14 protein-coding genes are annotated in these 11,093 nt (G+C 35.2%); all 14 read left to right on the forward strand.

Features of this window, described 5'->3' with window-relative positions; all coding sequences use genetic code 11:
- Positions 1 to 848 precede the first annotated feature (848 nt).
- On the forward strand, positions 849 to 1,262 hold the full coding sequence (locus tag F580_RS26765; RefSeq protein WP_019030179.1) for an LIC_13387 family protein: 414 nt from the start codon (positions 849 to 851) through the stop codon (positions 1,260 to 1,262).
- A gap of 429 nt (positions 1,263 to 1,691) precedes the next feature.
- Positions 1,692 to 1,955: a hypothetical protein gene (locus tag F580_RS0123350; protein WP_019030181.1), complete on the forward strand. Its 264-nt coding sequence runs from the start codon at positions 1,692 to 1,694 to the stop codon at positions 1,953 to 1,955.
- A 914-nt stretch (positions 1,956 to 2,869) separates the two neighbouring features.
- Positions 2,870 to 3,208 carry a hypothetical protein gene (locus F580_RS0123360; RefSeq protein ID WP_019030183.1) on the forward strand — a complete coding sequence of 113 codons (339 nt, stop codon included), beginning with the start codon at positions 2,870 to 2,872 and terminating at the stop codon, positions 3,206 to 3,208.
- A gap of 138 nt (positions 3,209 to 3,346) precedes the next feature.
- Entirely contained in the window at positions 3,347 to 3,796 is a 450-nt protein-coding gene (locus F580_RS0123365; RefSeq protein WP_019030184.1) for a hypothetical protein, read from the forward strand.
- Positions 3,797 to 3,925: 129 nt separating this feature from the next.
- The gene (locus F580_RS0123370; protein ID WP_019030185.1) at positions 3,926 to 4,768 is read left to right on the forward strand and encodes a sulfurtransferase; all 843 of its coding nucleotides are present in this window, start codon (positions 3,926 to 3,928) and stop codon (positions 4,766 to 4,768) included.
- Positions 4,769 to 4,876: 108 nt separating this feature from the next.
- Complete coding sequence (locus F580_RS0123375; RefSeq protein ID WP_019030186.1) at positions 4,877 to 5,206, forward strand: hypothetical protein; 330 nt, start codon at positions 4,877 to 4,879, stop codon at positions 5,204 to 5,206.
- Positions 5,207 to 6,057: 851 nt separating this feature from the next.
- Entirely contained in the window at positions 6,058 to 6,435 is a 378-nt protein-coding gene (locus F580_RS0123385; protein ID WP_019030188.1) for a hypothetical protein, read from the forward strand.
- 278 nt (positions 6,436 to 6,713) lie between these two features.
- Positions 6,714 to 7,109: a hypothetical protein gene (locus F580_RS0123395; RefSeq protein ID WP_019030190.1), complete on the forward strand. Its 396-nt coding sequence runs from the start codon at positions 6,714 to 6,716 to the stop codon at positions 7,107 to 7,109.
- Positions 7,110 to 7,214: 105 nt separating this feature from the next.
- Positions 7,215 to 7,541 carry a hypothetical protein gene (locus F580_RS0123400; protein WP_019030191.1) on the forward strand — a complete coding sequence of 109 codons (327 nt, stop codon included), beginning with the start codon at positions 7,215 to 7,217 and terminating at the stop codon, positions 7,539 to 7,541.
- A 106-nt stretch (positions 7,542 to 7,647) separates the two neighbouring features.
- A complete protein-coding gene (locus F580_RS0123405; protein ID WP_019030192.1) occupies positions 7,648 to 7,911 on the forward strand; it encodes a hypothetical protein in 264 nt (87 codons plus the stop codon).
- 493 nt (positions 7,912 to 8,404) lie between these two features.
- Entirely contained in the window at positions 8,405 to 8,896 is a 492-nt protein-coding gene (locus tag F580_RS0123410; RefSeq protein ID WP_157443230.1) for a hypothetical protein, read from the forward strand.
- Positions 8,897 to 9,031: 135 nt separating this feature from the next.
- Positions 9,032 to 9,529, forward strand: coding sequence for an SHOCT domain-containing protein (locus F580_RS25790; protein ID WP_051092127.1), 498 nt, complete (start codon positions 9,032 to 9,034; stop codon positions 9,527 to 9,529).
- Between the two features lie 111 nt (positions 9,530 to 9,640).
- Positions 9,641 to 9,928 (forward strand): hypothetical protein, encoded by a 288-nt coding sequence (locus F580_RS0123420; RefSeq protein ID WP_019030196.1) that lies wholly within the window; start codon positions 9,641 to 9,643, stop codon positions 9,926 to 9,928.
- Positions 9,929 to 10,446: 518 nt separating this feature from the next.
- Positions 10,447 to 10,899, forward strand: coding sequence for a hypothetical protein (locus F580_RS0123435; RefSeq protein WP_019030199.1), 453 nt, complete (start codon positions 10,447 to 10,449; stop codon positions 10,897 to 10,899).
- Positions 10,900 to 11,093 lie beyond the last annotated feature (194 nt).

Raw genomic sequence — 11,093 nt, forward strand, 5'->3', positions numbered from 1 at the left:
ATAACAAGCTAATAAATAAGGACAAAAAACAGTTGGCTGTTTTCGTTCCTCAACATTTTAGCCAACAATTTTTTGCCCATTATTAGGGCGTTAGGTGAATAAGGATATTGTAGATGACTAATCCTATGTATTTTTTAATGTTATTTTTGGTGGTAGCTTACTTTTATGATAAGGCTATAGATAGGGAGATTAACCACAATCAATCACTTAAATTGAAACTCCTAAAGCTGAAATATTTTAATTCACGTTTATTTAATAAAGCTGTTTATTTCGCTATGTCATTTAAGTTTTGGGGGTTTTCTCGGAATTTAAATGTCGTAGGAAGTATTTTTTCTCTATTATCATATTTTTTTCTTGTATACGTTGTTTGTTATATTTTTATAAGAGTTACAGCTTAGTATTAAATTCACCTAACAAGCTGTTAAACAAGGACAAAATACAGTTGGCTTTTGCTCCTTCGTCGCTTATTTTAGCCAACAATTTTTTGCCTGTTAACAGGGCGTTAGTTGACTATCAAAAACTATTTTCTAAGTGCTAAATAATTCAGTTTCACCAATTCACTGTTTTGTGCTTTACCGCGAATAAGTTAGTCATTTTTTGTGTGTTTCTGAAAGGTGTATTAGCGTAACTATTCGCTCTAAATAGTGAGTACAATGGCTCAAATTCACGGCTTGGTATTTCCATTACGGTGCGTTTAAGTTATTGTTGTACATATTGAAAGTGTGTTGCAACTAACAAGCAATTCAACGTGACACGCAACAGTTGGCCGCGCTCACTACGTTCACAATTATGGCCAACTATTACTTAGCCCGTTAATGTGGGCGTTATGTGTTTAAAAGGAGGTAGGCGTGATTTCACAGCTATTATTCATAATCGGTGCTTCAATCTTCGGTTTACTTGGCTTTGTGCATCTTATTTATACTTTCTTTACTGATAAATTTAATGCGTATGACCCAGACGTAACCGCAGCAATGAAAGGCACATCACCTGTCCTCACTAAAGAAACAACTGTTTGGCGTGCTTGGATCGGCTTCAATGCTAGTCATAGTCTAGGCGCAATATTTGTTGCAGCAATTTACATTCCTTTAGCCTTTTCACATATTCAATTTATTGCTAATAATAGTTGGTTTTCTGTATTGCCTTCTATTATTGGTTTTTCATATTTACTTTTAGCAAAAAATTACTGGTTTAAAATTCCATTTTTTGGCATTCTAATCTCAACAATATGTTTTGTAAGTGCTTTTGTGCTAATCAACACATAACAAGAACATCAAACGGAAAAAATACAGTTGGCTTTTTTCGTGCCTCAAAAATTATAGCCAACTGCATTTTTCCGCTTATGTTAAGCGTTATGAAGCTAGTCGTAGCAACTACGTTTGGTTGCTATTAAAATTTAAAAAAGGATTTTTATGTATATTTTGGAAGTAGTTAGTTTATTAATGTTTTTAGTTCTTATCGTTTTGGGTTACAAAAAGAACAGTCGAAATGTCATGTTAGTTGCATCACTTTGCTTATTTTTTGGCTTCGTTGCTCCAGATTTCATATCTGGTTTTACAGAAGGCTATGCATTCGCAGTCAATTAGCTTCATAACAAGCTAATTAATAAGGACAAAAAACAGTTGGCTGTTTTCGTTCCTCAACATTTTAGCCAACAATTTTTTGCCCATTATTAGGGCGTTATAACTAAAGGCATGTTCGTCAGATATTTCACTAAACGTAAATTGGTAAGTTGTGTTAAAGAACTTGCCATATATAACGACAAAGGAATGCATTGGAGGAGTCATGATACTGCTCAAATTACTGCTGAGCGAAAAAGGTTAATTTGTCTAATACAAATACAATTAGATAAACTTGAGAACTGTGATTCCCTCAAGCAGCTTCAGCAAGCAATTGAAACAGGTGCTTTAGCAATTGACGATGAAGGTAAGTATATCGATATTGCGAAGTCAGTTTAGTTATAACAAGCTGTTCAAGCAGGACAAAATACAGTTGGCTGTTTTCGTTCCTCAACATTTTAGCCAACTAAATTTTGCCCCTTAACAGGGCGTTAGCAGGCAACACTTATTCTAGTTAATTTGTGGTTGGCCTGGCATTTCACATCAAAGGATTGGTGTTCGTTTCCTTCCTTTATTGTGAAAAATCTATTAGTTTTATAAATCGGTAAACATTCTATGTTATTGTTTATCAATAAAGTTTAGTGGCTAAGTGTCGCAATATTTATTGCTTCTCACTCCCACTAATTTAATTTTTGCGTTAGTGGTGGTTGAGTGTTTTTAACAACCTGCTGCTAACAAGGCAATCAAACGGACACGTACAGTTTGCTCGCGCTTCGCGCATTTTAGCAAAAGGTACTTAGCCGCTTATTGTGGCGTTATATGCCTAAAGGGATTTTGTGTTTACATTTCTATATTTGTTATCAAATTTAGTAGGATACTTTTTAAGCTTCAATTTCATTCTGAGTAAACTCAAAGTTAGCGAGCAACGAATAAAAAGGTCGTCTTATCTAAGTCTACTTTTACTAGGTATTCAATTGGTTAGTTCTACTTTATGCGAGCTACTTGTTATTGACGATCTAGCTGCATTACTATTAACTATTATTATATTTTTAGCGGTCATACGAAAATTTTTAGTTTTAACTGTTTGGCAAACTATATTAATTCCCATAGTCGTCCCGATAATTGGTCAACTGTGTTTTGTTATTGTGTTTGCTTTTAGTATTAAAGTTTTTGGGCCAATTACGGTGTAGTCGGCATATAACAAGCTGCTCAAAACGGACTGCTAACAGTTGGCTGCGCTTCGTTCCTCGCACATTATAGCCAACTATTATCAGCCCCTTAGCAGGGCGTTAGCTATACCTTAAGGATTGAGTATGAGTTTTAAAAAGTCGTCATGGAAAATATCTAGCTTTCTATTAGTTCTCTTTTTGTTAACCGAACCAGAGTTTATAGCTTTTGCTGTGCTATTGGATGGTATTGGCTTGGAGTTTTTTGTTTTACTATTGGAAGTCCAAGCAATTGCAGTATTTGGTTATTATTTTCAAAACTGGTTTAAACCAGCCGCCAAGCCTGTTTATAAATTCATTCAAAAGTTCGACCCTCATTTTTTTGTTCCAACTAAGTCTGTTATAGCTCAATATCCAATTATGTTTATTCATGCTATTCCTGGGGTTGTTATATCTTCAATTGGTTTGTCGTTTGTTACTTTTTAAAATTAATTCTATATCGGTGTAGGGTATAGCTAACAAGCTAATTAATAAGGACAAAAAACAGTTGGCTGTTTTCGTCCCTCAACATTTTAGCCAACAATTTTTTGCCCATTATTAGGGCGTTATACATAAAGGATACGTATGGTTGATATCGCAATATTAGGATCTGCACTTAGCAGTATCAAGACGGCAACGGACATTGCCAAGCTAATCAAGGATAGCGGTACTTCACTTGAAAAAGCAGAAGTTAAACTACAAATTGCTGAGTTGATAAGCTCACTAGCGGATATAAAGATGGAATTAGCAGATGTTCAAACTATTCTAATCGAAAAAGACCAGAATATTACCGAGCTAAGGAATCAACTAAACACAAAAGAGTCTGTTGTTTGGTCTAAGCCATATTACTTTGTTGGCCAAGACGAAGATCAAGATGGGCCTTTTTGCCAACAATGCTATGACCAAGAACAAAAGTTAATTCGACTTCAAGGTGGTGGTACTAAAATTTGGCATTGTTTATCCTGTAAATCACATTTTAAAGATAGTAACTACGCAAGAGAGCCATTACCTCAAGTAAGGGTAATAAGGTCATAGTTTAGGTGTTATTTATGTCTAACAAGTTGCTCAAACGGACGCATAACAGTTGGCTGCGCTTCGTTCCTCGCACATTTTAGCCAACAATTCTGCGCCGCTTAGCAAGGCGTTAGCTTTTCTGGAGGTGTGATGGACAGTCCATTAATATCAGTTGCAAGTTTGTATGAAAGGTTAGCTGAAGATGATCTTATTATTATCGATGTTAGTATGAAAACTGTTGTTGGGAGAGAGCCCATAGTTTATGACTCATTATCGGTAATCCCAAAAAGTAGCTATATAGATTTATCTAAGGATTTAGTTGATCACGCTAGCTCGCAAGTGCATTCGTTTCCTTCACAACAGCAGGTTATAAATGTTATTAATAACCTTGATATCACACCCAATACAACGATAGTTTTATATGACAATCAGGGTATTTATTCTTCTCCAAGAGCATGGTGGATTTTTAAATCTTTTGGGTTAGATAATGTATATATACTAGACGGTGGTCTTCCTGAATGGATAAAGCAAAACTATCCAATCTCATCAGAATACGTTACACATAATAGATCTGAGTCAGGCTGTTCGCTAGATTTTAATGTTGATTCAGTAGTTTTCAAACAGCAAGTATTTGCAAACCTTTCTAATAAAGAATTTAGTGTTATTGATGTTCGAGCTATAGAAAGGTTTAATGGTGTTGCTCAAGAGCCAAGAAAAGGAGTTCGAAGTGGCCATATTCCTAATTCTATTAATCTGCCCTTTGAGCTTGTACTTCGTGGTAATAAATATAAAAGTCCAACGGAACTACAAAAGTTATTCTCAAGTATGGTACAAGATGATTCTAGGCGATTAGTCTTCTCCTGTGGCTCTGGTATTACAGCTTGTATTGGTTTAGTTGCAGCGTTATTAACTAGTCATACTAATGTCTCACTATACGATGGTTCATGGAGTGAGTGGGGAAGCGATTTGTCTCTTCCTATAGAACAAAGCTAACAAGCTGTTAAACAAGGACAAAAATCAGTTGGTTTTTGCTCCTTCGTCGCTAATCTTAATCAACTATTTTTTGCCTGTTAACAGGGCGTTAGCTATATCGAGAATCCTGTGACTGTAAAAAGGGAAGTAGCAGAATCATTTGAAGTTCCATTCAATGAAATCAGTGGTTTCATTGAAAAAGTATTAACTGAAAAACAAAGGTTCTATTCATATACTAAAACAATTCGTAGTGCTGATGATTGTTTTGAGACGGTTATAAAACCCATAGGTTGGCCGTTTATACTTTCTACTAAAATGAATATCACCTTTAATAAAGCTGAAAATGCTACTGAAGTAGTAATACAAACTATCTCGCAAAAGTGGGTATTCAACGATTCGTTTAATATGTACAACGGCTATATCAATAAGTTCCTAGAGAGTTTGCGCAAATATAGCTAACAAGCTAATTAATAAGGACAAAAAACAGTTGGCTGTTTTCGTTCCTCAACATTTTAGCCAACAATTTTTTGCCCATTATTAGGGCGTTAGTTGGCACCGCTAATCAAAGTAATATTTTATTGTAAAAGTGGTGTTTTATAAATTGGCTTGGCATGTGTATCAATGCGTTTTCGCCATTAGCTTTTAGGTGTTAACCAGCGAAAGCAAACCTCATTTGTCAATTGTAGGTTTAATGCGTTCGCTTCAATAAGGTAAGTTGAGTGGCTCAAAGTTCAACCTTTTACGTGTAGCGGTACTGGGTGTATTTTGTCTCTTCCGTATAACTCATAAATATGGTAACTTATTGCTTATGTTGTCTTTTTAACAAAAAACAACTAACAAGGCAATCAAACGGACACGCAACAGTTGGCTAGGTTCCGCTTCGCTTCACATTTTAGCCAACTATTACTTAGCCGCTTATTGTGGCGTTAGGTAAGTAAATGGATATTATCGAAAAATTTAAGGTTCAGAGAAAAAAAAGAATTATCAATACAGTGTTAGCTTTGATGTTTTGGGTTCCAGCTCTAGCGATTATGATTTAACTTTTAGTTTTATTCCTATGCGAATGGATTACTTTGATCTTCTTTTAAAAGCTTTTGGTTTGATTTTTATTGTATTGGCATATCGAAACTCTCTTTGTCCAAAATGTGAAAGCATTGCTGGTAACGGTTGGTCAGTCGATGAATGCAAGAAATGTGGTGTTAAACTTACCTAACAAGCATTTTAACAGGACAAATAACAGTTGGTTTTGCTCCTGCGTCGCTTATTTTAACCAACTATTATTTGCCCATTAAATGGGCGTTAGGTACAACATGAAAGTGTCAGCCGAAAATTTCAAAGTTATTCCTATTAAAAAAGCTTTGATGTTTTATTTGATATTTATAATCACAGTATTTTTTAGTTATCAATTAATTCAGAAAAATGTACCTCAAAGTCATTTGTTGTGGGAATGTCTCGTGATTTTTTACTTTGTTTTAATGACTTTTCTTGGTGTCGGTTCAATATTTTATGGTCGCAAAATATTAAAACATAGGCAATCACCACCACCCAATACATGGGTGTTTTCCAACTGGCGAGTTATTAGTGGTAATAAAGCATATTGGTCTGGTTGGCTTGTGATTTTCTGTGGTGTATTTATTGCATTTGCTTTTATTTATCAATTCATTGTTTATTTAACGCATTATGTGTAAGTTGTACCTAACAAGCTAATAAACAAGGACAAAAAACAGTTTGCTGTTTCGTTCCTCAACATTTTAGCAAACAATTTTTTGCCTGTTATTAGGGCGTTATGAATATATATCTAACTGAGGGATTAAATTATGATACAGCCAAAACTATGCAAGGAATGTAGAAGAAAAGGAATCACTTTAGAGCCAGAACCAAGTAGTCAGCCTCAATTAAGACAAACAGATGAACCACATAAATGTGCAAACCCTGATTGCGAAAAGTATGTTTTCGAGGCGGAGCTATGAGTGTCGATTGGGATGCTGACTTAGCGGCAGAAGCACTTAAAGATTGGTCTAAAAAAGAAATTTCAGATGCTACCGATAGGTTTGAATCCCTCTTAAAGTTTTTTTTTAGTATTTCTTTATCAAGTATCGTAGGTTTTGTTGCTATTTTTAAGTTATATAAAGAAGCAGACGCTGTTCCCAATAATTTATTTATTGCTTCAATAATTATTTATATTTTATCAATGGCACTTTTGATTTGTGTAGCCTTAAGAGATAAAAATAAACTTCAACATGGCACCAACCTTCATACTGAATTCAATAGTGATTTTACTTTTGTTAAATATAGTTTTTGGGGGTGGTTCGTTTTATGGGGTATCGCTACATTACTGGCTGGTGGTGCAATATATTCATAACAAGCCATTCAAGCAGGACTTTTAACAGTTGGCTAGATTCCGCTTCGCTTCACATTTTAGCCAACAATTAAAAGCCTCTTAATGGGGCGTTAGGTTTCAGGTTCGATGTATTTTAAAACTGGTAATTACCCTGAGTTAGAGGGGTTAAATAAAAAACAGAAAAATGAATTTGTTTCTGATGCAGTTAAGCTTCATAACAAATGGATCAGTTTACGATTTTACTTTGTTATAGCGTTAACTTTTGTTTGTTCGGTTTTATTTGCAGAACTTGAGGTAGCTTTATCTCTTCCTGATTGGTCTGCATGGATTGTATTTCCTATTTTCGGCTTATGCTTTTACATATACCTTTTATGGGAAATTAATGGTGCAGTTTTCCAAGCGGTTTCTTTGCACGCTAAACAACCTAACAAGAAAATAAACAAGGACACGTAACAGTTGGCTACGTTTCGCTTCGCTACACAATTTTAGCCAACCATTACTTAGCCTGTTATTTGGGCGTTAGGCTTAATTATTTACCTTCACAATCGGAGAGAATTAAATGCAAGATTATGTTTCCACTGAAATGGTTAAAAAAGAACATGCGAAAGTTATTTCGAGCGAACTTATAAAACGAGGTTCAAAAACTCCAAAGGGTATGAGTTTGGCTAAAGATCGATCTTTAGCTAATTTATTATCACTTGCATGTGGTTGTGGAAAATATGCTTTAAAAATTGAGGATATTATTACTATTGGCAATCATGAGTTTTCAATAAATGAAGAAGGCGTTAAAGAGTTATTTAAACGTTCTCCGCATCACTCATAAGCCTAACAAGAACTTCAAACGGAAAAAATACAGTTGGCTGTTTTCACTCCGTTCAACATTTTAGCCAACTATATTTTTCCGCTTAAGTAGGCGTTAGTTGCCCGCACTAAATTAGTATTATTTATTTGCTAGTTTGGTGCTTAACACGTAGTTTCGTGTCTGGTTCAATCTTTGATTTGGCAATGGAAGTGCCACTAGAATCACACTTCCTTTTTGCCCAATCCAGTTTTCGCCTTTCACGTTTAGTCGCTCAAACAGCCGTAGTTTTTAAGGCTCAAAGTTCGGGCTTAGGTGTGTAGTACGGGAAAGTTTATTGAAACTTCCGTCAGGTAAATAAACATGGTAACTTATTGCTTCTGTTGTGCTTTAAATAATTAGCAACTAACAAGGCAATCAAGTGGGACACGCAACAGTTGGCTGCGTTTCGCTTCGCTACACATTTTAGCCAACTATTACTTAGCCCCTTATTGGGGCGTTATACGCAAGGAGCATCATGAGACTATTTCCCATCCTTCTAATATTTATTCTTACTCCTGTAATGGGGCAAGAATTAGTAATGCGGGAAAAGGCTCCTGCGGGTTTCACTAAACTACAAACAGAGATTTTGAACCATAACGCGCCAAAAATAAAAGATAATCATGGATTAATTGAGTTCTGTTACAAAGCTGACTCCTTCGTTGTATATAGCCAAAACCCTTTAGGTTTTGGTTATCAATTATCTCAGTTAAAACCTAGTAATTATCAATGTGTAGACCCCAATATGATAATTAATAGTAAGAATAGGCTCGGTATATACATTGGTATGTCAAAACCTGATGTACAAGAAGCATTAGGTAATATTGAATTAAATAACAATCAAACATTAATCTGGCAAAGTAAATTACTGGAAAATCAGGTGGTTTTTGATGTACAAACGTATTCAGAGTTCAACTTTAAAAACAACAAGTTAATTTCGTTATCTGTGTTTACTACTACAACTAATTGAATTGCGTATAACAAGCATTTAAAGCAGGACTGCTAACAGTTTGCTCGGTTCCGCTTCGCTTCACAATTTTAGCAAACTATTAACAGCCCCTTAAATGGGCGTTAAGTGTTTCCGTCCCATCATTGTAAGGTGTTTATGAAAAAGATAATTTTTTTGGTTCCAATGTTTTTATTCTTTAGTGCATGCTCAAGTATGTCGCCAATTCAAAAAGAAAGTGAAAGCACTTCACATTTTGACGGGGCTGTATATGAAGGGAAAGATTTCTATATTTCAGATGAAGAAATTCAAGGAGAAAGATATAGAATTTTCCATCAGGCATCTACTGGTTTTAGTGGAACATCAGGAATTAGAAGATCTGCTACTAAAAGAGCAAATGATTTTTGTCGTAAACAAACTCGTAATAAAAAGATGTTAACCGTCTCAGAACACACTGCGGCACCACCATATATCCTTGGTAACTTTCCACGAATAGAAATAATTTTTGTATGTGTTGATAAAGAAGAAACTCAAACAACGGTTGTGGCGATTGATAAATATGATCGTTTAACTAAAATTAAAGACCTTTTAGATAGCGGTGTTTTAAGTCAGAAAGAATTTGAAACAGAAAAGAAAAAAATACTGGCTGAGAAATAACACTTAACAAGGCATTCAAACGGACAAAAATACGTTGGCTATTTTCACTACGTTCAATATTTTAGCCAACATATTTTTTCCGCTTAATGCGGCGTTAGGTTACTAGTGTTTATGGATGATTCTGAAGTCATAAAAAGGTTTGCGGTTGCTGAACGAAAATTCACCATTGTATTAGTGGCTTCATTTATATTATTTTTTAGTACCTTCATTCTTGAAAAGTTAGGTTTTGGTTACATAAACCCAGCGTTTGGCTTTTTAAGTGGCATTATCATATTTACCATTGGTGCACTCAAAATTTATAAATGTCCTAAATGTGGTTCAATACCTAAAGCATTGGGTGCACAAGGAATTCAAATGTCACCAAAATCATGTGGCAACTGTGGCGTTAAACTTAGGTAAAGTAACCTAACAAGGGTTTTCAAGTCGGACAAATTACAGTTGGCTTTTTGTTCGTGCCTCACCTATTTTAGCCAACTGCAATTTGCCGCTTAAAACGGCGTTAGTCGGCACCACTAGTTCAAGTACATTTTTTATTGTAAAAGCGGTGTTTTCTAAATTGGTTTGGTGGGTTACGCCTCCGTTTTCGCCATTCACTTTTAGGTGATATCCAGCGAAATTCTAGCCTCATTTGTCAAGTCAGGTTTGTAGCGTTCGCTTCAATAATGTTTTGTTGAGTGGCTCAAAGTTCAAGCTTTTGTGTGTAGTGGCGCTGGGTGTTTTGGATTCTTCCGAATAACCCACAAACATGGTAACGTATTGTAAAGTTGGTGCTTTTAATAAAACATCAACTAACAAGGCAATCAAACGGAAAATTTACAGTTGGCTGTTTTTCGTACCTCAAACATTTTAGCCAACAGTAATTTTCCGCTTATTGCGGCGTTATATGCAAATGCTATATCTACTATGGAGGATTAAACTTGTATCAAGATATACCAATTAATAAGTGGCCACCTTTTGAAGTACTATGGGATGAGAGTTTAGAAAATGTCCGCTTTTATGGTGATGGATATAGTATTGAATCAGTAAAAACAAGGCACCCTGAAGGTTTGAAAATTGCTGATGTTGAGCTGAGTGAATTAGATAAAAAACTATTCCATATGAATCGTCAAAGAGTTGATGAATTCTGGGATGTAGGACTCAAAAGTAAAAAATCTGATGTAATAAAACATTGGATGGCTCAGGAGAAAATGACTCCTTGTAAGCTGTGCATTCACGATAATCAAATGGAAATAATTTTAGGTGGTGGTAACCACCGTTTAGCTGTAGCAAGAGCTAAAGCTTTAAAAGTTATACCTGTTTTGTTTGATCCAATAGATGAAGTAGGATTGTGCAATATTATCAACTTGAATAATATTCGATCTCCTGTCTGAAGCTGAATTGCATATAACAAGCCATTAAAGCAGGACAAAAAACAGTTTGCTGTTTTCGTTCCTCAAACATTATAGCAAACTATTTTTTGCCTCTTAATGGGGCGTTATATGGCATAAGGATCAGTATGAGCAATCTGAAGTTTTTCAGTATTATTATTGTAGTTGCTGTAATCGCCTCAGCAACAACTGGATAT

The sequence above is a fragment of the Colwellia piezophila ATCC BAA-637 genome, assembly GCF_000378625.1.
Classification (GTDB): domain Bacteria; phylum Pseudomonadota; class Gammaproteobacteria; order Enterobacterales; family Alteromonadaceae; genus Colwellia; species Colwellia piezophila.

Excerpts from the sequence above, each read along its gene's own strand:
- F580_RS0123350 (WP_019030181.1), top strand. The coding sequence starts at position 1,692 with ATGTTCGTCAGATATTTCACTAAACGTAAATTGGTAAGTTGTGTTAAA.
- F580_RS0123360 (WP_019030183.1), top strand. The coding sequence starts at position 2,870 with ATGAGTTTTAAAAAGTCGTCATGGAAAATATCTAGCTTTCTATTAGTT.
- F580_RS0123365 (WP_019030184.1), top strand. The coding sequence starts at position 3,347 with ATGGTTGATATCGCAATATTAGGATCTGCACTTAGCAGTATCAAGACG.
- F580_RS0123370 (WP_019030185.1), top strand. The coding sequence starts at position 3,926 with ATGGACAGTCCATTAATATCAGTTGCAAGTTTGTATGAAAGGTTAGCT.
- F580_RS0123385 (WP_019030188.1), top strand. The coding sequence starts at position 6,058 with ATGAAAGTGTCAGCCGAAAATTTCAAAGTTATTCCTATTAAAAAAGCT.
- F580_RS0123395 (WP_019030190.1), top strand. The coding sequence starts at position 6,714 with ATGAGTGTCGATTGGGATGCTGACTTAGCGGCAGAAGCACTTAAAGAT.
- F580_RS0123400 (WP_019030191.1), top strand. The coding sequence starts at position 7,215 with ATGTATTTTAAAACTGGTAATTACCCTGAGTTAGAGGGGTTAAATAAA.
- F580_RS0123405 (WP_019030192.1), top strand. The coding sequence starts at position 7,648 with ATGCAAGATTATGTTTCCACTGAAATGGTTAAAAAAGAACATGCGAAA.
- F580_RS0123410 (WP_157443230.1), top strand. The coding sequence starts at position 8,405 with ATGAGACTATTTCCCATCCTTCTAATATTTATTCTTACTCCTGTAATG.
- F580_RS25790 (WP_051092127.1), top strand. The coding sequence starts at position 9,032 with ATGAAAAAGATAATTTTTTTGGTTCCAATGTTTTTATTCTTTAGTGCA.
- F580_RS0123420 (WP_019030196.1), top strand. The coding sequence starts at position 9,641 with ATGGATGATTCTGAAGTCATAAAAAGGTTTGCGGTTGCTGAACGAAAA.